Consider the following 25,060-nt stretch of genomic DNA (forward strand, 5'->3'; position numbering starts at 1 on the left):
TCGCGCTTCCCTGTTCCGCACCGCACCGACTATGCCATAGCCCGACCCATGACCTCCAACCCCGCCCGGCACCGCCAATGACCGCGAGACTCCTCATCATCGCCGGTTCGGACTCAGGCGGCGGCGCCGGCATCCAGGCGGACATCAAGACCGTCACGATGCTCGGCGGCCACGCGATGACCGCCATCACCGCGATCACCGCGCAGAACACGCTCGGCGTGCAGGCGGTCCACCCGGTGCCCACCGACATCGTCCTCGCGCAGATCGACTCGGTCGTGGCCGACATCGGTGTCGACGCGGTGAAGATCGGCATGATCGGCTCGGCAGAAACTGCCAACGCCGTCGCCGACCGCCTGACGTCAATGTTCTCCCGGGACCCGATACCGATCATCTTCGACCCGGTCATGATCGCCAGTAGCGGCTCGGTACTTGCCGCCCCCGACACGATCGCCGCCTTCGCCCGCCTCATGCGGATCGCCACGCTCGTCACCCCCAACCTCCCCGAACTCGCAGCGCTCGGCGGTGAGGCGGCGGTACGTGCCCTCGGGCCCGCCCTGCTCATCAAGGGCGGCCACGCCGAAGGCCCGCGCGTCACCGACCGCCTCGTCACCGACGCCGGCGAAACGCGGTGGACCAACCCCCGCATCGAAACCCGTCACGCGCACGGCACCGGCTGCACGCTCGCCAGCGGGATCGCCACCGGCCTCGCGCAGGGCATGTCGCTCGACGCAGCCATCGCGCGCGCGATCGCGTTCGTCCGCGCCGCGCTTGCGCAGCCGCCGGGGCTTGGCGCAGGGCACGGGCCGATGGGGCACGCGCTCGGCGTCAGCCCGTTCGACCAGCTGAAAGACCGCACATGCCCGGCATGAAACATGAAAAGCTCTGCGTCGGCCCCGTCGCCGGCGTCGACGAGGCCGGTCGCGGTCCGCTTGCCGGCCCGGTCGTCGCCGCCGCGGTGATCCTGCCGCCAAAGGGCGTGCCCCGCGGCATCGACGATTCGAAGAAGCTCTCCGCCTCGGAACGCGAACGGCTCTGCGCGCGGCTCACGGGCTGTGCGATCGTCGGCATCGGCATCGTCGAGCCCGACGAGATCGACACGCTCAACATCTACTGGGCGACGATGAAGGCGATGACGCTCGCGGTCGACGCGCTCGCCACCGAGCTCGGCCACGCGCCGGGCCATGTGCTGGTCGACGGCAACCGCCTGCCGCGCTGGAGCTACCCCGCCACCCCGCTGGTCGGGGGCGATGCGAAATCGCTGTCGATCGCCGCCGCCTCGATCGTCGCCAAGCACACGCGCGACCTGATCATGATCGCCGCCGCCGACGTCCACCCCGAATATAACTGGCATTCGAACAAGGGCTATGGCTGCGCGCACCACATGAAGGCGCTGCGCGATCATGGCCCCACACCGATTCATCGCCGCAGTTTCGCCCCCGTCGCGGCGGCCTATCTGACGCGCGAGGGCCTTTTCGCGAAGGAAACGACGAGCTGAGTCTTTCGCGCCACACCCCAAGGGCTTGAGGCGCGAGTCTGTCACGACTCAACATCTGGGCGACGGCGACTCGTTTGGTCGCACCGACGGATTCGCACGCGCGCGCCGTTCATCAAACTTTGCTTGACGGAGTCGGACAATTCCGCAGCTATGGGGGTCGACAAGGGGCGCAAAAACATGGGTTTGATCGACACGATCGCGCGGCCGCGCGCGGTAAAGAAGGTAGCGGCGCCGGCGGTGCAGCCCGCGCTGCCGCTCGACCAGATCCTGCGCGGCGACTGTATCGAGCGCATGAAGGCGCTGCCGTCGAACTCGATCGACATGATCTTCGCCGATCCGCCCTACAATCTCCAGCTCGGCGGCGAGCTCTATCGCCCCGATGGCAGCCATGTCGACGCGGTCACCGACGAGTGGGACAAGTTCGACACCTTCGCCGCCTATGACCGCTTCACCCGCGCCTGGCTGAAGGAAGCGCGCCGGATCCTCAAGGACGATGGCAGCATCTGGGTGATCGGCAGCTATCACAACATCTTCCGCGTCGGCGCGGCGGTGCAGGATCTCGGCTACTGGATCCTCAACGACATCGTCTGGCGCAAGACCAACCCGATGCCCAATTTCCGTGGCACGCGCTTCACCAACGCGCACGAGACGCTGATCTGGGCGTCGAAGGGCGAGAAGGCGAAATACACCTTCAACTACCGCGCGATGAAGACGCTCAACGACGAACTGCAGATGCGCAGCGACTGGGAATTCCCGATCTGCGGCGGCCCCGAGCGATTGAAGAAGAACGGCACCAAGGTCCATCCGACGCAGAAGCCCGAGGCGCTGCTCTACCGGATCCTGCTCGCCTGCACCAAGCCCGGCGACGTTGTGCTCGACCCGTTCTTCGGCACCGGCACGACCGGCGCGGTCGCCAAGCGGTTGGGGCGTAGCTGGATCGGGATCGACCGCGAGGGCGAGTATATCGAGGCGGCGCAGGAGCGGATCGAGGCCGCGCTGCCGCTCGACGAATCCGCGCTGGCGACGATGATGAGCCCGCGCGCACAGCCCAAGGTCGCGTTCGGCGTGCTCGTCGAGAATGCGTATCTCGCGCCCGGCACGGTGCTGACCGACGGCAAGCGCCGCTGGCGCGCGACGATCCGCGCGGACGGCTCGCTGCTCAGCGATTGCGGCACGATCGGCTCGATCCACAAGCTCGGCTCGACGCTCCAGAACGCGCCCGCCTGCAATGGCTGGAGCTTCTGGCATTACGAGAGCGACAAGGGGCTGAAACCGATCGACGACCTCCGCCAGACCTATTTGCTGGCGACGACGGTCTAGCGAATTGCCGTTCGTGCCGAGTAGAGACCGAGCGTAGTCGAGGGCTCGTATCGAGGTACATGCCCCTCGATACGGCATCTCGACGTGCTCGATGCCTATACGGGACGAACGGGATTAGCCGTTTGAACGGCATGCGGATTTGGGGAAAAGGGGGGCATGACCAGCCTCCACCTCCGCCCCGTCCAGTTCGTCGACACCCCGATCGGCCATCCCGACGGCAGCGTCGCGCGGCTCGCGGGCGGGATGCAGTGGTTCGCCGCCTATGAGGTGATCGAGCGCGGGACCCGTCGCACGATCCCCGTCGCCGACGTCGCCACGCAGGGCGAGCGCGCGGCGCATCTTCACGCGCTCATCACCGCGCCGCGTGCGCCCCTCCAGCTCGGCGAGCGCATGCTGCGCTTCGACCAGCCGCTCGTCGCGGCTATTCTCAACGTCACCCCGGACAGCTTCTCCGACGGCGGCAAGCATGTCGACGACCCCGCCGCCGCCGCGGCCGCCGGGATCGACATGGCCGCGGCCGGCGCGACGATGATCGATGTCGGCGGCGAATCGACCCGCCCCGGTGCGGCGGCGGTCTGGGAAGGCGACGAGATCGCCCGGCTCGTCCCCGTCGTCGAGCGGCTCGCCCGCGCCGGCGCGATCGTCTCGGTCGACACGCGCAAGGCCGGCGTGATGGCGGCGACGCTCGCCGCCGGCGCGCATATCGTCAACGACGTCGCCGCCCTGCTGTGGGACGATCGCGCGCTCGAGGTCGTCGCCGCCAGCGGCTGTCCGGTCGTGCTGATGCACTCGCCCGACCCGCGCGAGGGCGGCCACGGGCGGACCGGCTACGCAAACGTCGTCACCGACGTGTTCGACTGGCTCGAGGCGCGGATCGCCGCGGTCGTCGCGGGCGGCGTCGATCGCACGCGGATCATCGTCGATCCCGGCATCGGCTTCGGCAAGACGCTCGCCGATAATATCGCGCTGCTCAACGGCCTCGCGATGTTTCACGGGCTCGGCTGCCCGATCCTGCTCGGGGCGAGCCGCAAGCGGCTGATCGGCGCTTTGTCGAACGAGGCCCCGGTCGGCGACCGGCTCGCCGGATCGCTCGCGCTCGCGCTCAAGGGCGTCGAGGCGGGCGTCCAGATCCTGCGCGTCCACGACGTCGCCGAGACCGTCCAGGCGTTGCGCGTCTGGCGCGGGATGCGCGACCTCGCACTCGTCGGCGGCTGACCCCGCGCCGATCTTCTGGTCACATGTTCGGGGCGGAATATCGCCGCATTGCAGCGAAATGCGCGATCGCGCATTAGACAAGGCGTCAGCAAGGAGCCTTTCGTTTGATCGTTACCGCAACACCGCGCCTCAGCCAGATCCTCAGCGAAGTCTGGCGCCCGTTGCTCGGGCTCTTTGTCTGGGACGTCGTGGTGACCATCACCTATTATGTCCTGCCCTTTCATGCGCCGTCGCTGCCGCTGACGCTGTTCGGCACCGCGCTCGCGCTGTTCCTCGGCTTTCGCGACAATTCCGCCTATCAGCGCTGGTGGGAAAGCCGCGGCCTCTGGGGGCTGATGACCAACGCCTCGCGCAGCCTTGCCCGCATGACGCGCAACCTGCTGCCCGAACCCGAAGGCCATGATCTCAAGCGGACGATCGTCCTGCGCCAGATCGCCTATGTGAACGCGCTGCGCTGTCAGTTGCGCCGCCAGCCGGTCGCGCCCGATGTCCTGCGCTTCCTGTCCGAGGACGAGGCGTCGTTCGCCCTCGCGCGGACCAATCCCGCCAACGGCCTGCTCGACGGCACCGGGCGGCGGATCGACATCGCCCGCCGCAACGGCTGGATCGACACGATCCAGCAGGCGTCGTTCGAACGGCTGCTGGTCGATATCGCCAATGCGCAGGGCGGGATGGAGCGGATCAAGAACACCCCGCTGCCCAACCAGTACCGCTTCTTCCCGACGCTCTTCACCCGGCTGTTCTGCATCCTGTTGCCGATCGGGCTGGTCGAGACGCTCGGCTTCGCAACCCCGATCGGCTCGACGATCGCAGGGCTGATGTTCCTCGCGGTGCTTCAGATCGGCGACGATCTCGTCGATCCGTTCGCGGACACGATCCACGACGTGCCGCTCAACGCGATGTGCCGGACGATCGAGATCGACCTGCTCCAGGCGATCGGCGACGAGGCCCCCGAGCCGCTGAAGCCGGTCAAGGGCGTGCTCTGGTAGGTCGCCGCCCCTGATCCGATTTTAAGGTAACGTCGCCCGGGGTCAGGCGACGTTGTCGATCCCGAGCTCGGCGAGCTTGCGGTACAGCGTCGACCGCCCGATCCCGAGACGCCGCGCAACCTCGGTCATCCGCCCGCGATAATGACCGATGGCCAGCCGGATGAGGTCCGATTCGATCTCCTCCAGCGTGCGCAGATGCCCGTCGGCACTGAACAGCGTCACCCCACCGCCGCCGGCCGCGGTGGCGGGCTCGGGCCGGCGGCGGCTGCCGAGCGCCGCGATCTGCGGGAAATCAGCCCGTGTCAGCGCATCGCTTTCGCACAGCACCGCGGCGCGGAAGAGCGCATTCTGCATCTGCCGGACATTGCCCGGCCAGTCATATTGGACCAGCAGCGCCAGCGCATCGTCGGTGATGCCGAGCGGACGCAGTCCCGGCTGCTGCGCGATCCGCGCGAGCAGGTGTCGGGCAAGCGCCGGGATGTCGCCGGTCCGTTCGCGCAGCGGCGGGATCGTCACCTGCACCGCGTTCAGCCGGTAATAGAGGTCCTCGCGAAACCGGTCCGCCTCGACCTCGTCGATCAGCGTCGTGTTACTGGCAGCGATCACCCGGACGTCGACCTGCTGCGGATGCCGCGCACCGAGTGCATGGACGTCGCCCGTATCGAGCAGATGGAGTAGCTTGATCTGCGCGTCGATCGGCATCGCGCCGATCTCGTCGAGGAACAGCGTGCCGCCGTCCGCCTCGCGAAACCGGCCGATCTTGCGCTCGAACGCGCCGGTAAACGCGCCTTCCTCGTGCCCGAACAGCTCGCTCTCGACCAGATTGGCGGGGATCGCGCCGCAATTGACGCTGATCATCGGGCGTTTGGCACGCGGCGACGCCGCATGGATCGCCTCGGCCACGACCTCCTTGCCGACCCCGCTTTCGCCTTCGAGCAGGATCGCGACGCGGCCGCGCGCGGCCTTGGCGGCGATCGCCAGCGCGGCGCGGAAATCGGGCGACGAGCCCACGATCTCGTCGAAGGCGAGCAGCGCGGGGATCTTCTCGGTCAGCGGGCGCAGCTCGCCCGCGGTCGTGCCGGCGACGACCGCGTCGAGCGAGGCGAGCAGCCGGTCGGGCGCGAGCGGCTTGACCAGGAAGTCGGTCGCGCCCGCGCGCATCGCGTTCACCGCATGCTCGACCGATCCGTTCGCGGTCAGCATCAGGATCGGCAGTGCCGGGCGGCGATTGCGCAGCTCGGCGATCACCGCCGATGCGTCCTCATGCGGTGCGGAATGGTCGAGGATGATCGCGTCGAGCTGCATCCCGTCCTGCGTGCCGAGCGTGGCGATCGCCATCTCGCCGTCGCTCGCGAACACGGTCCGCCAGCCGCCACGCGACGCCAGTGCGGACACCAGCCGCCGTTGTGCAGGCTCGTTGTCGATCAGTAGTAGCAGGCGCTGCCCGTTGCGCGTCATGGCGAATCCTGTCCCGTTTGCGGACAGTCTTTAGCGTTTTCAGGTAAAGGGCGACTTAAATATCGCTTTGAGGCGGTTGCGATGCGCTCCGACCGTGTCGCGGCGGCTGCACGACGGCGTGAAGCCGGGGTTTGGAAGCGCGGGGGTTGAGGCTGGGGCACCGGCCCGATAAGGTCGCACCGATAACAGAATGGCGAGGGACGGATCATGGCGGACGATGCAAACATCAAGGGTCATGCTGCGACCTATGACAGCGTCATCGGCGTGATGAAGATCGGCGCGATCGCCTGTGCGGTGATCGTCGCGATCGTCATCTGGCTGATTTCCTGATCCGATGAAGATCGCCGTCCTCAAGGAGCAGGTGGACGGCGAGCGGCGGGTTGCCGCGACGCCCGAAACCGTTCGCAAGTTCGTCGCGCTGGGCGCAACGCTCGCGGTGGAGGCAGGGGCCGGCCAGTCCGCGTCGATTGCCGACGCGGCCTATGCCGATGCGGGGGCGAGTGTCACCGAACGGGCGGCGGCGATTTCGGGTGCGGACATCGTGCTCGGCGTGCAGGCGCCGGATCCGGCAACGCTGGCGGGCGCCGCGCCCGGCGCCTGGGTCGTCGCGAGCTTCAATCCCTTTGGCGAGCGCGCCCGGGTCGATGCCTATGCCGCGGCGGGCCTCGAGGCGCTGGCGATGGAGTTCATGCCGCGGATCACCCGTGCGCAGTCGATGGACATCCTGTCCTCGCAGTCGAACCTGTCGGGCTACAAGGCGGTGCTCGACGCCGCGGCCGAATATGGCCGCGCCTTTCCGATGATGATGACCGCGGCAGGGACGATCAGCGCAGCGCGCGTGTTCGTGATGGGGGTCGGCGTCGCCGGGCTCCAGGCGATCGCGACCGCGCGCCGGCTCGGGGCGCAGGTCTCTGCCACCGACGTCCGCGCCGCGACGCGCGAGCAGATCCAGTCGCTCGGCGCGAAACCGATCTTCGTCGAAAGCGTCGCGGGGATCGAGGGTGAGGGGACGGGCGGCTATGCGGGCGAGATGAGCCCCGAATATCAGGCCGCGCAGGCCGAGCTCGTCTCCGGGCACATCGCCAAGCAGGACATCGTCATCACCACCGCGCTGATCCCCGGCCGTCCCGCGCCGCGGCTGATCTCGGCCGCGCAGGTCGCGAGCATGAAGCCCGGCTCGGTGATCGTCGATCTCGCGGTCGAACAGGGCGGCAATGTCGAGGGTGCGGTCGCGGGCGAGATCGTCGAGGTGAACGGCGTCAGGATCGTCGGCCATCGCAACGTCCCCAGCCGGCTCGCCGCCGACGCCAGTGCATTGTTCAGCCGCAATTTGTTCAACTTTCTCAGTGCCTTCTGGGACAAGGAGACGGGGCGGCCGGTGCTCGATGCGGAAATCGGCGACGCGATCCGCCTGACCCGCGACGGCGCGGTCGTCAATCCGCGTTTGCAGCCATGACCCGGCACGATACAAAACCCCGTTTGCGTCTCAACATTCGCAACATTCGCGGGGCTCAGGAGGGCTGAGATGGACTTTATCGCGATCCTGTCGATCTTCGTCATGGCCTGTTTCGTCGGCTATTATGTCGTCTGGTCGGTGACGCCTGCGCTCCACACGCCGCTGATGGCGGTGACCAACGCGATTTCCAGCGTGATCATCGTCGGCGCGCTGATCGCGTCCGCCGCGGCGGGATCGCCGGTCGCGAAATATCTCGGGCTGCTCGCGGTCGTGCTGGCGAGCGTCAACATCTTCGGCGGCTTTGCGGTCACCGCGCGGATGCTGGCGATGTACAAGAAAAAGGAACGGCCGGTCGCCAAGTGACCGTCACGGATCCGAGGGGAACTGAGTGATGCATGACGTAGCCGTGAACCCCTGGGTCGCGCTGGCCTATCTCGTCGCCGGCATGTGCTTCATCCTCGCGCTGCGCGGCCTGTCGAGCCCTGCGACGAGCCAGCGCGGCAACCGGTTCGGCATGATCGGCATGACGATCGCGGTCGTCACGACGCTGGTCACGCATCTCAATGTCGGCATCTGGGAGATCGTCGTCGCGATCGGCATCGGTGCCGCGATCGGGCTCGTGACCGCCCGGCGGATCGCGATGACCGCGATGCCGCAGTTGGTCGCCGCGTTCCATTCGCTGGTCGGGCTTGCCGCGGTGCTGGTCGGGGTCGCGGCCTATCTCAACCCGCAGGCATTCGGGATCTCGGACCTGATGATCCCGCTGCTCGGCGATCCGGTCGCGATCATCCGGCCGGTCAGCCGGATCGAGCTGGGGCTGGGCGTCGCGATCGGCGCGATCACCTTCTCGGGCTCGGTCATCGCCTTCCTGAAGCTAAACGGCAACATGGGCGGCAAGCCGATCATGCTGCCCGGTCGCCACGTCATCAACATCGCGCTGCTTGCCGCGATCCTCGGGCTGATCGCCTATTTCGTCACCAATCAGGAGCCGTGGATCTTCTGGACGATCACGGCCCTGAGCTTCGTCATCGGCTTCCTGCTGATCGTGCCGATCGGCGGCGCCGACATGCCGGTGGTCGTCAGCATGCTCAATTCCTATTCGGGCTGGGCGGCCGCGGCGATGGGCTTCACGCTCCACAACACCGCGATGATCATCACCGGCGCGCTGGTCGGCTCGTCGGGCGCGATCCTTAGTTACATCATGTGCCGGGCGATGAACCGCAGCTTCATCAGCGTGATCGCCGGCGGGTTCGGACAGTCTGCCGATGCCGGCGGCCCCGCAGCCGCCAGCGACCGCCCGTGGAAGCGCGGTTCGGCGGAGGATGCCGCCTTCCTGATGAGCCAGGCCGAACAGGTCGTCATCGTGCCCGGCTACGGCATGGCGGTCGCCCAGGCGCAGCACGTCCTGCGCGAGATGGGCGACAAGCTGAAGGCGGAAGGGGTGCGCGTGAAATATGCGATCCACCCCGTCGCGGGGCGCATGCCAGGCCACATGAACGTCCTGCTGGCAGAGGCGAACGTGCCCTATGACGACGTGTTCGAACTTGAGGACATCAACAGCGAATTCGCGCAGACCGACGTGGCCTTCGTGATCGGCGCGAACGACGTCACCAACCCGGCGGCCAAGACCGACAAATCGTCGCCTATCTATGGCATGCCGGTGCTCGACGTCGAGAAAGCGAAGACCGTGCTGTTCATCAAGCGGTCGATGGGCGGGGTCGGCTATGCCGGGGTCGACAACGACTTGTTCTACCGCGACAATACGATGATGCTTCTGGCGGATGCGAAGAAGATGGTCGAAGACATCGTCAAGGCGCTCGACTGACGGCGTCTGCCTGTCCGCCGGATCCGCCGAGAACCGACCCATTTGGCGTGTGAATCCGGTACGATCCATGGCCTAATCGCGTCTGGCGGGGGATGCGGCAATGACGGCGATCGACGCGCTATCGGCGGACATACGCTATGATGGCGGTGCCGCTGCGGTTCTGATTGCGGACCTTGGCGGTGCGGGGGCAGGGGATCGGCTCGCGACCGCGCTGGATGCGCTGGGCGGGCGCCTGATTGCCCGGATCGACTGGCACGTCCCACTCGATCGGTCCGCGACACCGCGTATCATTCTGGTCGATACGGTGGGGATCAACGCACCGCTGCGCGCCGAACGGATGGCGCAGATCGTGGGCTGGGCCGCCGATACCGATGCTGCGCTGGTGGTGGCGCTGCGGGCGGACCAGATCGACGCGGTCACCGCGCTGACGCTGGGCGGTGCGACATCGCTGCTCGTCGATCCCGGGATCGGCGAATGCGTGGCCGCGGTGGCGATCGCGATCGAACGATCGCGCCAGCCCGCCGGGGTCTTCGACGTCACGCGTGAGAGCGACGGGGCCCGGCTCGAGCGCCTGAGCGCGGAGGTCGGGCGCATCGCCGAGGCGCTTGCCCGGCTGACACAGGCAGATCATGATCGACCGTCCGATCCCCCGGCGATCGTCGGCGATCGATCGGTCGCCTATCAGGCGGCGCCCGGGGCGACGCAACACGACGCGACCGACATTCGACGCGCGATCCGCGCGCGGCGGCTTCGCGACCAGTTTTTCGGCGGCACGCTGTTCGAGGATCCGGGTTGGGACATGCTGCTCGATCTCTACGCCGCCGATCTCGAGCGGCGCCGTGTGTCGGTATCGAGCCTGTGCATCGCCGCAGCCGTCGCGCCGACGACGGCGTTGCGCTGGATCGCGCGCATGACCGATAGCGGGCTGTTCGAACGTCAGCCCGATCCGCATGATCGCCGCCGCGCCTATATGGCGCTGTCGCCGCCCGCGCGCGACGCAATGCGCGGCTATTTCGGCGCAGTCTTGCGCAACGAGCTGCGGATCGCCTGAACGCATGCGCTTTGGGGCTTGCCCCGACGCCGCAGCTTTGGCATCGAACCCCGACCTCAGGGTTTCATCCCGGGAGGGCGCTTAGCTCAGCTGGTAGAGCGGCTCGTTTACACCGAGTAGGTCGGCGGTTCGAACCCGTCAGCGCCCACCATATCTCCCGACACTGGACGCGGCGGCCGAACCCCGCTTTCATGCTGCCAAGGGAGTTGAGACGCTTATGGCACGACAGAAATTCTGGTGGGTCGCGACGGTGGTCGGGGGTATCCTTCTCGCAGGGGCAGCGCAGGCGCGCCTCACGCCGGCAGAAATGCGGGCGGTTGCGACCGTCGACGCCGAGCATGAGCGCTCGATCGCACTGCTCAAGACGCTCGTCGACCAGAATAGCGGCACGATGAATCTCGAAGGGGTCGCCAAGGTCGGTGCGATGGTCCGTGCGCAGCTCGAACCACTCGGCTTTGCAGTGACCTGGAAACCGATGCCACAGACGCAGCGGGCGGGACATCTGATCGCGCGGCACCCGGGCAAGCCTGGCGCCAAACGCCTGTTGCTCATCGGTCATCTCGACACCGTCTTCGAGCAGGATTCACCGTTTCAACGGTTCGAACGCAAAGGCGAGAGCGCGACGGGGCCAGGCGCGGGCGACGACAAGGGCGGGATCGTCGTGATGCTGTCGGCGCTGCGGGCGATGAAGGCCGCCGGCCTGCTGGACGCCGCCGATATCGAGATCGTGCTGACCGGCGATGAGGAAGATGCGGGCGACCCGGTGGCGATCGCGCGGGGCGATCTGATCGCAGCGGGCAAGCGCGCCGACATCGCGCTCGACTTCGAAGGCCTGTCGGTCGTCGAGGGTCGCGACATGGGATCGATCGCGCGACGGTCGTCGAACGGATGGGTGCTCACCACGTCGGGCAAGACCGGGCACTCGTCGCTGATCTTTTCGGACGCCTATGGTGACGGCGCCATCAACGAGATGGCCCGGATCCTGGCGGCATTTCGCAAGGATCTGCCCGAACCCAACCTGACGTTCAATACGGGCGTGGTCGCAGGCGGTGCGACGGCGGCGCTCGACAGCGACGGCGTCCGAGCAAGCGCGACGGGCAAGGGCAATATCATTCCGGCAACCGCGGTCGCCCGTGGCGACTTCCGAACCCTGAGCGAAGGTCAGACCATGCGGGTCCGTGCGAAGATGGAGCGGATCGTTGCGGCGCATGCGCCGGGCACGAATGCGACGATCCGGTTCGAAAGCGGGTATCCCGCCATGCCGCCGACGGTGGGAAATCGCGCGCTGCTCGACCGATTGAATCTGGTCAATCGCGACATGGGGCTGCCCGAGATGGCTGCGCTCGATCCGCTCAAGCGGGGTGCGGGCGACATTGCGTTCGTTGCGGGCGATGTCGACGGGCTGATCGGGCTCGGAACCGCGAGCAGCGGCGATCATGCACCGGGGGAGACGGTCGACCTTGCGAGCATTCGCCGTCAGGCCAAGCGCGCCGCGATCCTGATGGCCCGCCTCTCACGCGAGCCAAAGGATCGGTGACAAGGCTCGACGCCTCGCTGGGCTAGCGGTCGACGACGTTCGGCTTGGCGGTTGCAACGACTGAATCGTCGTCGCGCAGCTTGAGGAACAGCGTGTCGGTCGGGCGCGGAATTGCGACCGTACTGGCGGTATAGCCGTCGGGAATTGCCGCAGCGCCGGTGAACTGCGCGTCTCCGCCAACCGCGGCGAGCAGATACAGCGCGTCACCGTTCAGCAGGCAGCGCGGCGCGCCCCTGTCGCATGTCAAGCCCGTGATGGTCGGCAGGCGGACAAGGGTGACGAGTGGCGCCCAGTCGCTTTCCACACCGTCCTGCAGGAGGCGGTAGCGCAGCGGGCCATAGGCCGATACGCCCAGCGCCTTGGCCGGTTCGATCGTCGCAATCGCGACCTGTGCGGTCTGGACGCGGTAGCCGTTCGCGGCGGCGATGACCGTCGACGCGCGTCCGTCGACCGTGGCGATCTCGACCTGTTCGCGCCCGCTGAACCGGGTCGCCCCCGCGCCGCGGATCGAAAAGGTCAGGCTGGCATCGAGCGGCATGACGGTGCTCGACGGCAATGTGATCGGCAGCGACGCTGCGTGCGCCGCCGGGGCGATGGTCTTGTCGATGAGTGTGACCGAAGGCCGCGCTAGAGCGACATGCACGGCGACCGGCAGCACGCGCCCGTCCTTCAGCGTCACCCGCCCGGATCGATCCTGGCCCGCGGCCCAGCCGGTGACTGGGGCAGGCGCGTCGACCGTCATGACGCGTTCGTCGGCCTTGCCGGTTCGTACCACCGCACCAAGGCTGAATACCGCGCCATCGACGCTCAGCGAGGCGACGGTGTCGAGCCGCGTGCCCGTCAGGACACCATGAAGATCGCCGGCGTGCAGCGTGAACGCGTCGATCCGCCCCGTCTCCGTCAAGGCCGTCACGGTGATCGTATCGACATCTGCGATTCCCTGCTGACGGATGAGCAGGCTGATTTGCCCCGCCGCGATCTGCGCCTTCGGGATCGTTGCGGTGATCCGGCCATCCGGCAATGCTGCCCATTTGAGCGGCTCGGTCGTGCCGGAGGTGCGGGCGAGTGCGATGTCCTCGACACAGGCGGCTGCTCCGCCCTCGATCGTCAGGCTGTTATCGCGTCCGGCGATCACCGTGGTGCCCTCGATCGCGCGCCAGCTGTTCGCGCGCGGACTCTGGATGCGAAAGCGTGGACCGTCGAACGGGGTGAAGCCCCATACGCCATGAAGCGTGGCGTCAAAACCGGCTCGCACGTCGCCGCCGTCGCTGCCCGGGCCGGCGAGAAGGAACCCCCCGCGTTCGACATCGGCGCTGACCGGCAGATCGAGCGTGCTGCCGTCGGCCCGCGTCACGCGGACCGCCATGGCATGCGCATAGCGCGTGGCATAGATCAGCGGCGCGCCTTCGACCGGAAGCAGCACACCCTCTCGTGCTCGACACAGCGCGCGACCGGGCGCGATCGTCCGCAGCGGCGGCGGCTCGGGCGCCTCGATCGCCGGAAGCGCCGCGACCATGACCGACTTGGGCTTTGCAAAGGAGGGGGCGGCGTTCAGCAACAGCGACAGGCGCGACTCTGCCGCGCGGCCGAGGGCGGGAATATACTGGAACTGGGTCGACTGGAATGCACCGAAAATCCGGGCAAGATCGCGAACGACGCCGATATAGGAGCTGTAATAGCCGTATCCGGCCTCGGGTGTTGCGGCGAGTTGCAACGCCAGATCGGTGGGGGCGCCGACGAGGGTTTCGGTCAGCGATGCACTGTGGCTGTCAGCCAGTAGCAGCGAGCTGCGGCTTTGCGTCAGGCAGGCCGCCTGGAGATCAATCGCCTGTTCGAGGCATTCGGCCTTGAGCGTGATCGAGAGGCTGCGGGTCAGAACCGGCGATACGGCCTCGATCCGTTCAGGATGCGTGCGCTCGAGGCGGTGGATCGAGTCCAGGAACGTGTCGAGCCGCGCGCGGTCGAGCGACGCCTGATTGAGCTCCTGCGAGGCGCGGACGAACGCGCCGGGCTGTTTGCGGACGGCGTCGACGATCGAGTCGTAACCCCCACCGGTTTCCGGCGCGAGAAAGAGGATCAGCTGCCGTGCGCCCGCGGGCACGGTCAGGTCGAGGGTATTCTTCTTGCGCTCCCACGTCTTGGCCTGCGTGAACCAGTTTTTGGGGGGTGGATTGGTCGCGCCGCGCAGGAATGCGGCCACCAGCAGGTAATGGACACCCTGATCACGGGGTAGATCCGCACTCACGGTGATCCGGTCGCCTTCGCTGAGATTGGGCACCTGCCCGATCGGCAACGTCGTCGCGCCGTGCGTCACCATGACGTTCAGCGCCGGACCGGACAGGTCGAAGGCTGCAGGGTCGGCCTGTGCGGGGGTGAGCGGCAGGAGCGCGGCGAAGAGCAGCGCGATGCGTCTCGACCGGGTAATCGACGCGCCGAGGGGGAATCGCGAAACAGCCATGGGCGCTACCCGTGGCGGCAGGGCATGGCCATTTTAGGGCGGTGGCGCAGGGTCTAGACCGCGACCTTCGCGTTCGTGCGGCCCTCGTCACCGAAGATTCGCAGGTACCGGGCAATCTCGCGCGGATCGCCGGTCGCCTTGGCTGGATTGTCCGACAGCTTGACCGCCGGGCGTCCATTGGCCTGCGTCACCTTGGCGACCAGCGAGATCGGCTCGAGTCCGGCCATGCCATCGGGGTCACATCCTCGGAAATCGTTGGTCAGGTTGGTTCCCCAGCCAAAACTCATCCGCACCCGGCCGTGGAAATGCCGATAGGTCTCTTCGATCGTGTCGACATCCATGCCGTCCGAGAAGATCAAGAGTCTCGTTTTCGGGTCGCGACCCTGTGCCTTCCACCAGGCAATGATCGCTTCGCCACCGGCGATCGGCGGCGCACTGTCGGGGCGGAAGCCCGTCCAGTCGGCGACCCAGTCGGGCGCGTTGGCGAGGAACGCGCTCGTTCCGAACGCGTCGGGCAACGCAATCAGCAGATTGCCGCCATAATGGCGTCGCCAGTCATCGAGCACCCGGTAGGGGGCATCCGCTATCCCCCGGTCGTCGTCGGCCAGTGCGGCATAGACCATCGGCAATTCATGCGCGTTGGTGCCGATGGCTTCCAGATCGTTGTCCATCGCCAGCAAGACGTTCGACGTGCCGATGAAACGGCTGCCAAGCCCTTCCTTGAGTGCCTCGACGCACCAGCGTTGCCACAGGAAGCCATGGCGGCGGCGCGTACCGAAGTCGGACAAGACCAGATCGGGCAGATCCCTCAGCCGTTCGACCTTGTCCCACAACTTGGCCTTCGCACGGGCATAGATCACGTCGAGCGCGAAACGTCCGCGATCGCGGACCGCCACGCGCGCGCGCAATTCATTGATGATCGCGAGCGCGGGGATTTCCCACATCGTCGTTTCCGCCCAGCAGCCCTCGAAGCGCAGCTCGAACTGCCCGTCGACGGTCCGCAGCTCGTATTCGGGCAGCCGGAAGGCGGCGAGCCACTGCAGGAATTCGGGCGCAAACATGCGATCCTGGCCATAGAAGCTGTTTCCCGCGAGCCAGATCAGCTCCTTCTTCCCGAACCGCACGTTACGCGCATGATCAAGCTGCGCGCGCAGTTCGCTTTCGTCTATGATGTCCGCCAGCCGCACGCTCGTTGTGCGGTTGATCAGGGTGAAGGTCGTCTGCACCTTGGGATGCAGGTGACGGATCATCTGCAACATCAGCAGCTTGTAGAAATCGGTATCGAGCAGGCTGCGGACGATCGGATCGAGCCGGAAGCCGTGATCATAGGTACGCGTGGCAATATCGGTGACGGCCATGCCGGTCTCCTTCCGGGGCGTTCAGCGCAGCAATGCAACGATATCGCGTGCAATGTCCGCTGGCGGTCGCGACGCGCCGGCCGTGACCGTCGATACGGTCGCCCAGCGGCCCAGCAGCCCTGCCGCCGCCATCGCGGCATAGTTGATGCGGACGCGGTCCTGGAGCCCGGTATCCGCTTCATACGCGTCGAACGCATCGTCGGTATAGGAGCGCTTGCGCTTCTGGCGGATCAGCCCGCGTGCAATGTCTGCCGGCGTATCGAGGTAGACGGACAGATCAGGCGTCGGCAGGGCAAAGCTGCGCGTCTCGAGATTCGCGATCCAGGCCATCATCGTATCCGCTTCGTCGATCGGCACCTGCGCCGCCTGATACGCCATGTTCGACGCGGTATAGCGGTCGAACACGACGATGTCGTTCGCCGCCATCGTTGCCATCAGGTGATCGCGCGATTCCATCCGGTCGAGCGCGTATAGCACGGCGGCGGCCTTTGGCGACGTGCCGCGTGGCAGTGTGCCCGCGAGCATCGCCCCCAGCGCCCAGCCGCCGACTGTGTCCGTATAGCGCGGGAACGAAATGACCGCGGCGCTGCGCCCGGCGGCCTGCAACTGGTCGACGACCAGTGCGGAGGCCGTGGCCTTACCGGCGCCGTCGGCGCCTTCGATAGCGAGGAGGAAGCTCATCGCGCTCCCCTAACCGACCGGCGCGTGCAGGTCGATAAAGCTGTGCTGACGCAAATATGCGGGAAGTGCGGCCTGGCGGGGATGTCGGCCGCCCTTGGCGATGCCGTGAACCTTTCAATCGGCCACCACCGCCCAGCGCGTCATTGGCAAAGTTTCTGGTGGTGGCGGATCACCTCGTCGATGATGAACCGCAAAAACTTTTCGGAGAATTCCGGATCGAGTTGAGCTTCCTCGGCGAGCCGGCGCAACCGCGCGATCTGACGCTCCTCACGTCCGGGATCGGCAGCCGGCAGCCCGTGCTCCGCCTTGTGCCGGCCAACCGCCTGCGTCACCTTAAACCGTTCGGCAAGCATATGAATCAGTGCCGCATCGATGTTGTCGATGCTCTGGCGATAGCCGCTCAGCAGGTCGTCGGGCATCGTGTAACCTCCACCTATTGCCGTCGCCTGCCTTTTGGTGGGGGTTTGCCGAGCCGGCAAGGGTTGCTTTGCGAGGCGGTAGCCGTCAGAGGCACGGGCAGATGAGCGCCACCGTCCACCGCCTCGACTCCCCTCGTTCGAATCCCGGGCCACAGCCTTCGCTGGACCCGATGGTCAAGCTCGTCACCACCGACATGGATCAGGTCAATGCGGTGATCGTCGCGCGCATGACCTCCGATATTCCGTTGATCCCCGAACTGGCGGGTCATCTGATCGCGGGCGGGGGCAAGCGGATGCGCCCGATGCTGACGCTCGCGAGTGCACAGCTGCTGGACTATGCCGGGACGCAGCATCACCTGCTCGCGGCGGCCGTGGAATTCATCCACACCGCGACGTTGCTGCATGACGACGTCGTCGATGGCTCCGACCTGCGGCGTGGTAACCGCACCGCGAACATCATCTGGGGCAATCCTGCCAGCGTACTGGTCGGCGACTTCCTTTTCAGCCGCAGCTTCGAACTCATGGTCGAGGCGGGCAGCCTGAAGGCGCTCAAGATCCTCTCGTCGACCAGCGCGGTCATCGCCGAGGGCGAGGTCAATCAGCTGACGGCGGCGCGTCGCGTCGATCTGGGTGAGGAGCGCTATCTCGACATCATCGGCGCGAAGACCGCGGCGCTGTTCGCTGCCGCCTGCCGAATCGCTGCCGTGGTGGCCGATCGGCCCGAGAATGAAGAGGCGGCACTCGACGCCTATGGCCGCAACCTCGGGATCGCCTTCCAGCTTGTCGACGACGCGATCGACTATGTCTCGGATGCGGATACGATGGGCAAGGATGCGGGCGACGATTTCCGAGAAGGCAAGATGACCCTGCCGGTGATCCTCGCTTATGCGCGCGGATCGGCCGAGGATCGTCAATTCTGGAAGGATGCGGTCGAGGGGCGTCGTGACACCGACGCCGACCTGCAGCATGCCGTGCGTCTGATCCGGGCAACCCGCGCGATTGACGACACGTTTGCGCGGGCGCGGCATTATGGTCAGCGGGCAATCGATTCGATCGCGGGCTTTGCCAATGGCGAGGCGAAGGACGCGATGATCGAAGCGGTCGAGTTTGCGGTGGCTCGCGCTTATTAAGTTCAACCGGCTGAGGCAGACACAATAACGGCGGCCGATCGCTCGGCCGCCGTATCTTCATTTACAGAGCAAAAAAGCTCAGCGGCACTTGACGTTACCGCGGTCGACCGACCGTCCGAGTAGTGCACCGCCACCGGCACCCGCCAGCGTTCCGAGCGTGCCGCCGCCGATCAGATTGGCAAGAACGCCGCCACCGAGTGCACCGATCACGAGCCCGGTCGTGCCATCGTTGCGCTTGCAATAGGCCCGGCCATCGTTACCGCGATAGATGCGATCATTGCGGCCGAGACGACGCTCGCGGTAATTGCCGTTCTGATAGCTGCGCGAAGGATCCCAGTTGCGATCGTCGCCGCGCCAGTTGCGGTCGTTGCCGCGGCGCGAGTCGTTGTTCCGGCGGTCGTCATGGCCCCGGCGGTCGTCATGACGCTGAGCGGCGGCTTCGACAGGCATTATAGCGGGGGCGACGACGGCAACGGACATGAGCGCAGCGATAAAATGCTTCTTCATCGGGTATTACTCCAGAACTATACTAGGATAACCCCCGCAACGCCCCAAAGGTTCATATCACCGTGTGGCGCGTCATCGAGCATGGCTGACCGTCGCCCGTCTCGACCTGCAACGTGGCATGGCCGATCCCGAAACGCTCCTGCAGCATCGTGCGGGTCGAGGTGAGGAACGGATCGCCGGGATGGCCGCCCGGCATGACGAGGTGCGCGGTCAGGACGGGCTCCGTCGTGCTCATCGGCCAGATGTGCAGATCATGGATCGCCGTCACGCCGGGCAGGGTGCATAGCGCCTCGTCGACCTGGTCGAATTCGATCCCGCGCGGTACCGCGGACAGCGCCATTTCGACGGTTTCACGCAGCAATCCCCAGGTTTGCCAGAAGATCAGGACCGCGATGACGATGGAGACCGCCGGGTCGATCCATGAGATCCCGGTCTGCCAGATCAGCACGCCCGCGATCACGACCCCCGCCGATACCAGCGCGTCCGCGGCCATATGCAGATAGGCGCCACGGATGTTGACGTCCCCCTTGCGACCGCGCGCGAACATCCAGGCGGTGATCGCATTCACCGCGATGCCGATCCCGGCCACCATCGATACGGTCAGGCCCGCCGTGGGCGTTGGGTCTGCGAAACGCTGTGTCGCCTCCAGCAGGATCGCCCCGAGCGCGACGAGCAACAGCAGCGCATTGGTCAACGCCGCAAGGATCGTCGATCCCTTCAGCCCATAGGTAAAGCGCTTGGTCGGCTCGGTTCGCGCGAGCATCGTCCCGCCCCAGGCGACGACCAGGCCAAGCACATCAGACAGATTATGCCCGGCGTCCGCGAGCAGCGAAACCGAGTTGATCCGCAATCCGACCAAGGCTTCAACCGCGACAAACGCCACGTTGAGTCCGATCCCGATCGCAAACGCGCGGTCGAACGATGCCGGCGCATGGCTGTGTGCATGTCCGTGCCCATGCCCCGCATGCCCGTGTGCATGCTCGTGCCCGTGTCCCGCATGCCCGTGCCCGTGTCCGCCCAAAGCCCATGCTCCAATGATTCTGCCGGCGCGTAGCATCCGTCTTGCATGTGATACTAGGACGCCGCGCGATGGGATTGCAGGCCGGGGGCAAGTATCGGCGATACAGTGGTTTTCGCCGGGTTTGCGCTCAGCCCTCGGTCGCGAGCGCCTTCAACCGGTAGAGCGCGTCGAGCGCGTCGCGTGGGCTCATCGCATCGATGTCGAGCTTCGCCAGGTCTTCGCGCAGCACGTCGCACGCCACCTCCTCGATCTGCGCGGCGGCCGCGAACAGCGGAAGATCATCCAGCCCCGCCGCCAGGCCGCCAGTTTTGGCACGCCCGGCTTCCAGCTTTGCTAGCACCGCCTTGGCACGCTGCACAGTGACCGGCGGCATGCCGGCGAGGCGCGCAACGGCTAGGCCGTAGCTGCGATCCGCCGGCCCGTCGGCGAGTTCGTGGAGCAGGACGAGTTCGCCCTTCCACTCGCGCGCGCGAACGTGATGCAGCGACAGCGCCTCGCAGCGTTCAGCGAGCCGGGTCAGCTCATGATAATGCGTCGCGAACAGGCAGCGGCACCGATTGTCCTCATGGATCGCCTCGACCACGGCCCAGGCGATCGCGAGGCCGTCATAGGTGGAGGTGCCACGACCGACCTCGTCGAGGATCACGAAGCTCCGCGGCGTCGCCTGTGCGAGGATGGCGGCGGTTTCGACCATTTCGACCATGAAGGTCGAGCGGCCGCGCGCGAGATTGTCCGACGCGCCGACGCGACTGAACAGGCGGTCGACGAGACCCAGCGTAGCCTTGGTCGCCGGCACATAGCTTCCGGCCTGCGCCAGGACCGCGATCAGCGCATTCTGGCGCAGGAAGGTCGACTTGCCGCCCATGTTGGGGCCCGTGACGAGCCATAATCGCGAGGATTCCGACAGGTTGCAGTCGTTGGCGACGAACCGGTCGCCCGACTTGGCGACGGCGGCCTCGACGACCGGGTGCCGGCCTCCCTCGATCTCGAAACAGGCATGGTCGACCAGGATCGGGCGCGACCATTGCCCCTCGGCTGCGCGCTCGGCGAGACCGGCGGCGACATCGAGCCGGGCGAGCGCGTCGGCAGTCGCGGCGATCGCCTCGCGGCCGGCGAGCGCCCGCGCGGTAAGATCCTCGAGATGGGCCGACTCCGCCGCCGTGGCATGCGCACCCGCCTGCGACACTTTCGTTGCGACATCGTGCAGCGCGGGCGTGTTGAAGCGTACGACACCTGCGAGGGTCTGGCGGTGCGTGAAACCGCTGTCGGGCTTCATCAGCGAATCGGCAGCTCGTGCAGGGACCTCGACATGATAGCCGAGCACGCCATTGTGGCGGATCTTGAGCGCGGACACGCCGGTCGAGGTGCGAAACTCGGCCTCCAGTGCGGCGATCGCGCGGCGTCCCCCAGCGCCGGTATCGCGCAGGTCGTCGAGAGCGGCGTCATATCCCGCCGCGATATACCCCCCGTCAGAGGCTTCGATCGGTGGCGATGGTACGAGCGCACGCTTGAGCAGGTCGATCAGGCTGCCATGCCCGCGCAACAGCGGTGCGACGTCGCTGAGCAGGCGCGGCGGATCGGTAAGTGCATCGAGCCGCTCCCCCAGGTTCCAGGCGCCGTCGAGACCGTCGCGCAACTGGCCAAGATCGCGCGGTGATCCTCGACCCGCAGCGAGGCGGCCAAGCGCCCGGCCGATGTCCGGCAGCGCGCGCAGCGTCGCGCGCAACCGTTCGCGCAGCGCCTGGTCGTCATGGAACAACCGGACGAGGTCGAGCCGCGCGTCGATCGCGGCCTTGTCCATCAGGGGCGCGCCAAGATCGGCACCGAGCAGCCGCGCACCGGCACCGGTGACGGTACGATCGACCGCGTCGAGCAGGCTTCCCTTGCGGACGCCGCCGGTGGTGCAGGTCAGTTCGAGGCTTTCCCGCGTCGCGGCGTCGATCGCCATCACCTGTGCCGCCCGCCCGATTCGCGGCGGCCGCAGGAAGGGCAGCGCGCCCTTCGCATTATGTTCGAGATACGCGACCAGACCGCCGGCCGCGGCCAATGCGGCCCGCCCGAACTGCCCGAAGCCGTCGAGGGTCGCGACGCCGTAGATTCGCTTGAGCCGCGCTTCGCCCGCACCGCTGTCGAAATCGCTCCTGGGGCGCAGCGTCGTGGCGGCCTCTGCAAAACCGCTCGCCTCGGCGACGACGATCTCGGCCGCGGCAAGTCGCGCAAGTTCGGCCCCGACCGCGTCGTCGGCGACGTCGATGACCTCGAACCGGCCGGTCGACACGTCGGCCGCGGCAATCGCGACGGATCCCCCGGCTTCACCGATCGCCACGCACCAATTGTCGCTGCGCGCGTCGAGCAAGGCTTCCTCGGTCAGCGTGCCCGCGGTCACGACGCGGACGATCGCGCGGGCGACCAGCGCCTTCGATCCGCCGCGCGCCTTTGCCTCGGCCGGACTCTCGACCTGTTCGGCGATCGCGACGCGGTGCCCGGCCTTGATCAGCCGCTGGAGATAGGCGGTGGCCGCGTGCACCGGCACGCCGCACATCGGGATCGGCTTGCCCTCATGCTCGCCGCGGGCAGTCAGCGCGATGTCGAGCACCGCCGCGGCGATGCGCGCATCGTCCATGAACAGCTCGAAAAAATCGCCCATGCGGTAGAACAGTAGGCAATCCTGCGCCTCGGCCTTGAGGCCGAGATACTGCGTCATCATCGGGGTAGCGGCGGGAGTGGACATCGGCGCGGGGTAGCGAAAACCGCCCGCACGTCCAATAGCACTGCGAAGGGTTCCCAAGGGGTGACGAACAGCCACGCGTTCCGTAAAGGCAGGGGCTCCCCATGCAGATACCCCCGAGGCCCCGCTTATGTCCGACGACAATAATCTCCAGTTCTCCGAACGCGAAGCGCTGCTGTTCCATTCGGAAGGCCGTCCCGGGAAGCTCGAGATCATTGCGTCCAAACCGATGGCGACGCAGCGCGACCTCGCGCTCGCCTATTCGCCCGGCGTGGCGATTCCGGTGCAGGCGATCGCCGACGATCCCTCGACCGCCTATGACTATACTGCCAAGGGCAATCTGGTCGCGGTGATCTCGAACGGGACCGCGATCCTCGGCATGGGCAATCTCGGCGCGCTGGCGTCGAAGCCGGTGATGGAGGGCAAGGCGGTGCTCTTCAAGCGCTTCGCCGACGTCGACTCGATCGACATCGAGCTGAAGACCGAGGATGTCGATCGCTTCATCGATGCGGTCGAGCTGATGGAGCCGACGTTCGGCGGCATCAACCTCGAGGACATCAAGGCGCCCGAGTGCTTCATCATCGAGCAGACGCTGCGCGAGCGGATGAATATCCCCGTATTTCATGACGATCAGCACGGCACCGCGATCATCTGTGCGGCCGGGCTGATCAACGCCTGCCTCGTGACCGGGCGCAAGCTTGGCGACATCAAGCTGGTCGTCAACGGCGCGGGCGCGGCGGCGATCGCGTGCACCGAGCTGATGAAGGCGATGGGCGTGCGGCCCGACAACGTCATCATGTGCGACCGTACCGGCGTGATCTATCAGGGTCGCGACGACGTGAACCAGTGGCAGTCGGCGCATGCCACGACGAGCAGCGCGCGGACGCTGACCGAGGCGCTGGTCGGCGCGGACGTGTTCCTCGGCCTGTCGGCGGCAGGCGCGCTCAAGCCCGAGATGGTCAAGGACATGGCGGCCGCGCCGATCATCTTCGCGATGGCCAATCCTGAGCCCGAAATCCGCCCCGAACTGGCGATGGCTGCGCGTCCCGACGCGATCGTCGCGACGGGCCGGTCGGATTATCCGAACCAGGTCAATAACGTGCTGTGCTTCCCGTTCATCTTCCGCGGCGCGCTCGACGTCCGCGCGACGGGAATCAACGACGCGATGAAGATCGCCGCGGCCAATGCGATCGCCGAGCTGGCGCGCGAGCGTGTGCCCGAGGAGGTCGCGCTGGCATACGGCGTCAGCCACAGCTTCGGCCCCGCCTATATCATCCCTGCGCCGTTCGATCCGCGGCTGATGGAGGTCGTTCCCGTCGCGGTCGCCAAGGCGGCAATGGCATCGGGCGTCGCGACCAAGCCGATCCTCGACATCGAGGCGTATCGCCAGTCGCTGCGTGCGCGTCTCAACCCGACCACCTCGGTGCTGTCGATGGCCTATGAGGGCGCGCGGGCGCATCCCAAGCGCGTGATCTTCGCCGAGGGCGAGGAAGAGGTCGTGCTGCGGGCGGCGATCGCGTTCAAGGAGGGCGGCTATGGCACGCCGGTGCTGGTCGGCCGCGACGACGTGCCGGACCGGTTGCGTGCACTGGGCGTCACCGACCCCGAGAGCTTCGAGCTGCACAACAGCCGCGTCTCGCCGCTGGTGCCGAAGATGGTCGAGCTGCTCTATGCCCGCCTCCAGCGTCGCGGCTATCTGCGGCGCGACTGCGAGCGGATGGTGAACCAGGATCGCAACATCTTCGGTGCGCTGCTGCTGCAGCTCGGCGAGGGCGATGCGATGATCACCGGCATCACGCGTACCTATGGCGAGACGATGCGCCAGATCTACCGCGTGATCGATCCGGCCGCGGGCAAGACGCCGTTCGGTATCCATCTGCTTGTCGGGCAGAGCCACACGGTGTTCATCGCCGACACCACGGTCAACGAGCGCCCGACCGCCGAACAGCTCGCCGATTTCGCCGAGCAGACCGCAGCGGTCGCACGTCGCATGGGGCATGAGCCGCGCGTCGCGTTCCTGAGCTATTCGAACTTCGGCAATCCGAAGGGCGAGTGGCTCGACAATATCCGCGATGCGGTGACGGTGCTCGACGGTCGTCAGGTCGGGTTCGAATATGAGGGCGAGATGGCGCCGGACGTGGCGCTCAACCCGAAGCAGCTGGCGAATTATCCGTTCGCGCGACTGTCGGGGCCGGCGAACGTGCTGATCATGCCGGGTCTTCAGTCGGCACATATCTCGGCCAAGCTGCTGCGCGAGCTTGGTGGCGATTCGGTGATCGGGCCGATGCTGATCGGCATGGAGAAGCCGGTGCAGGTCGCGCCGATGACGAGCACGGCGAGCGAGCTGGTGACGCTGGCGGTGCTCGCGGCGGGTGGGATTGCCCGGTGACAGGCAAGCCCTCTCCCCGGCGG

21 protein-coding genes and 1 tRNA gene are annotated in these 25,060 nt (G+C 66.8%); 14 read left to right on the forward strand and 8 right to left on the reverse strand.

Going from position 1 to position 25,060, the window contains the following annotated elements; all coding sequences use genetic code 11:
- Positions 1-77 precede the first annotated feature (77 nt).
- The 5 genes from thiD (at position 78) to ASE89_RS02095 (ending at position 5,019) form a co-directional block, all read left to right on the forward strand.
- Positions 78-869 carry a bifunctional hydroxymethylpyrimidine kinase/phosphomethylpyrimidine kinase gene (gene thiD, locus ASE89_RS02075; protein ID WP_056673578.1) on the forward strand — a complete coding sequence of 264 codons (792 nt, stop codon included), beginning with the start codon at positions 78-80 and terminating at the stop codon, positions 867-869.
- Entirely contained in the window at positions 857-1,495 is a 639-nt protein-coding gene (locus tag ASE89_RS02080) for a ribonuclease HII (RefSeq protein WP_056673581.1), read from the forward strand. The genes thiD and ASE89_RS02080 overlap by 13 nt, the downstream gene beginning before the upstream one ends.
- 177 nt (positions 1,496-1,672) lie before the next feature.
- Complete coding sequence (locus tag ASE89_RS02085; RefSeq protein ID WP_056675158.1) at positions 1,673-2,815, forward strand: site-specific DNA-methyltransferase; 1,143 nt, start codon at positions 1,673-1,675, stop codon at positions 2,813-2,815.
- Positions 2,816-2,971: 156 nt separating this feature from the next.
- Complete coding sequence (folP, locus tag ASE89_RS02090; RefSeq protein WP_056673584.1) at positions 2,972-4,030, forward strand: dihydropteroate synthase; 1,059 nt, start codon at positions 2,972-2,974, stop codon at positions 4,028-4,030.
- Between the two features lie 104 nt (positions 4,031-4,134).
- A complete protein-coding gene (locus tag ASE89_RS02095) occupies positions 4,135-5,019 on the forward strand; it encodes a bestrophin family protein (RefSeq protein WP_031396098.1) in 885 nt (294 codons plus the stop codon).
- 42 nt (positions 5,020-5,061) lie between these two features.
- Here ASE89_RS02095 and ASE89_RS02100 read toward each other — a convergent pair whose 3' ends face one another.
- Complete coding sequence (locus ASE89_RS02100) at positions 5,062-6,477, reverse strand: sigma-54-dependent transcriptional regulator (protein ID WP_031439238.1); 1,416 nt, start codon at positions 6,475-6,477, stop codon at positions 5,062-5,064.
- A 207-nt stretch (positions 6,478-6,684) separates the two neighbouring features.
- On the opposite strand from ASE89_RS02100, the gene ASE89_RS19540 reads away from it, so the two are divergent.
- The 7 genes from ASE89_RS19540 to ASE89_RS02130 all read left to right on the forward strand — a co-directional run bounded on the left by ASE89_RS19540 (position 6,685) and on the right by ASE89_RS02130 (position 12,346).
- Positions 6,685-6,807, forward strand: coding sequence for an aa3-type cytochrome c oxidase subunit IV (locus tag ASE89_RS19540; RefSeq protein WP_031396100.1), 123 nt, complete (start codon positions 6,685-6,687; stop codon positions 6,805-6,807).
- 4 nt (positions 6,808-6,811) lie between these two features.
- On the forward strand, positions 6,812-7,933 hold the full coding sequence (locus tag ASE89_RS02105; RefSeq protein WP_056673587.1) for an NAD(P) transhydrogenase subunit alpha: 1,122 nt from the start codon (positions 6,812-6,814) through the stop codon (positions 7,931-7,933).
- A gap of 69 nt (positions 7,934-8,002) precedes the next feature.
- The gene (locus ASE89_RS02110) at positions 8,003-8,296 is read left to right on the forward strand and encodes an NAD(P) transhydrogenase subunit alpha (protein WP_031394789.1); all 294 of its coding nucleotides are present in this window, start codon (positions 8,003-8,005) and stop codon (positions 8,294-8,296) included.
- A 28-nt stretch (positions 8,297-8,324) separates the two neighbouring features.
- Positions 8,325-9,758 carry an NAD(P)(+) transhydrogenase (Re/Si-specific) subunit beta gene (locus ASE89_RS02115; protein WP_056673591.1) on the forward strand — a complete coding sequence of 478 codons (1,434 nt, stop codon included), beginning with the start codon at positions 8,325-8,327 and terminating at the stop codon, positions 9,756-9,758.
- Positions 9,759-9,858: 100 nt separating this feature from the next.
- Positions 9,859-10,809: a hypothetical protein gene (locus ASE89_RS02120; RefSeq protein WP_056673594.1), complete on the forward strand. Its 951-nt coding sequence runs from the start codon at positions 9,859-9,861 to the stop codon at positions 10,807-10,809.
- A 75-nt stretch (positions 10,810-10,884) separates the two neighbouring features.
- A tRNA-Val gene (locus ASE89_RS02125) sits at positions 10,885-10,960 on the forward strand.
- A gap of 66 nt (positions 10,961-11,026) precedes the next feature.
- Positions 11,027-12,346 (forward strand): M20/M25/M40 family metallo-hydrolase, encoded by a 1,320-nt coding sequence (locus ASE89_RS02130; protein ID WP_056675161.1) that lies wholly within the window; start codon positions 11,027-11,029, stop codon positions 12,344-12,346.
- A 22-nt stretch (positions 12,347-12,368) separates the two neighbouring features.
- Here the strand turns inward: ASE89_RS02130 and ASE89_RS02135 are convergent, their stop codons facing one another.
- The 4 genes from ASE89_RS02135 to ASE89_RS02150 all read right to left on the reverse strand — a co-directional run bounded on the left by ASE89_RS02135 (position 12,369) and on the right by ASE89_RS02150 (position 17,262).
- The gene (locus ASE89_RS02135) at positions 12,369-14,804 is read right to left on the reverse strand and encodes a hypothetical protein (RefSeq protein ID WP_056673595.1); all 2,436 of its coding nucleotides are present in this window, start codon (positions 14,802-14,804) and stop codon (positions 12,369-12,371) included.
- 53 nt (positions 14,805-14,857) lie between these two features.
- On the reverse strand, positions 14,858-16,162 hold the full coding sequence (gene pncB, locus ASE89_RS02140) for a nicotinate phosphoribosyltransferase (RefSeq protein WP_056673598.1): 1,305 nt from the start codon (positions 16,160-16,162) through the stop codon (positions 14,858-14,860).
- 21 nt (positions 16,163-16,183) lie between these two features.
- Positions 16,184-16,843: a thymidylate kinase gene (locus ASE89_RS02145; RefSeq protein WP_056673601.1), complete on the reverse strand. Its 660-nt coding sequence runs from the start codon at positions 16,841-16,843 to the stop codon at positions 16,184-16,186.
- Positions 16,844-16,983: 140 nt separating this feature from the next.
- On the reverse strand, positions 16,984-17,262 hold the full coding sequence (locus tag ASE89_RS02150) for a chorismate mutase (RefSeq protein WP_031395533.1): 279 nt from the start codon (positions 17,260-17,262) through the stop codon (positions 16,984-16,986).
- A gap of 101 nt (positions 17,263-17,363) precedes the next feature.
- Here ASE89_RS02150 and ASE89_RS02155 point away from each other — a divergent pair, with 101 nt between their 5' ends.
- On the forward strand, positions 17,364-18,392 hold the full coding sequence (locus ASE89_RS02155) for a polyprenyl synthetase family protein (RefSeq protein WP_056406890.1): 1,029 nt from the start codon (positions 17,364-17,366) through the stop codon (positions 18,390-18,392).
- Positions 18,393-18,470: 78 nt separating this feature from the next.
- Here ASE89_RS02155 and ASE89_RS02160 read toward each other — a convergent pair whose 3' ends face one another.
- The 3 genes from ASE89_RS02160 to mutS all read right to left on the reverse strand — a co-directional run bounded on the left by ASE89_RS02160 (position 18,471) and on the right by mutS (position 22,627).
- On the reverse strand, positions 18,471-18,899 hold the full coding sequence (locus ASE89_RS02160; protein ID WP_056673604.1) for a glycine zipper 2TM domain-containing protein: 429 nt from the start codon (positions 18,897-18,899) through the stop codon (positions 18,471-18,473).
- Between the two features lie 52 nt (positions 18,900-18,951).
- Positions 18,952-19,920 carry a cation diffusion facilitator family transporter gene (locus ASE89_RS02165; protein WP_056673607.1) on the reverse strand — a complete coding sequence of 323 codons (969 nt, stop codon included), beginning with the start codon at positions 19,918-19,920 and terminating at the stop codon, positions 18,952-18,954.
- Between the two features lie 127 nt (positions 19,921-20,047).
- The gene (mutS, locus tag ASE89_RS02170; RefSeq protein ID WP_056673609.1) at positions 20,048-22,627 is read right to left on the reverse strand and encodes a DNA mismatch repair protein MutS; all 2,580 of its coding nucleotides are present in this window, start codon (positions 22,625-22,627) and stop codon (positions 20,048-20,050) included.
- Between the two features lie 151 nt (positions 22,628-22,778).
- Here mutS and ASE89_RS02175 point away from each other — a divergent pair, with 151 nt between their 5' ends.
- Positions 22,779-25,037 (forward strand): NADP-dependent malic enzyme, encoded by a 2,259-nt coding sequence (locus tag ASE89_RS02175; protein WP_031394701.1) that lies wholly within the window; start codon positions 22,779-22,781, stop codon positions 25,035-25,037.
- The last annotated feature ends 23 nt before the right edge of the window (positions 25,038-25,060 follow it).

It is taken from the genome of Sphingomonas sp. Leaf30 (assembly GCF_001422525.1).
Taxonomy (GTDB): domain Bacteria; phylum Pseudomonadota; class Alphaproteobacteria; order Sphingomonadales; family Sphingomonadaceae; genus Sphingomonas; species Sphingomonas aerolata.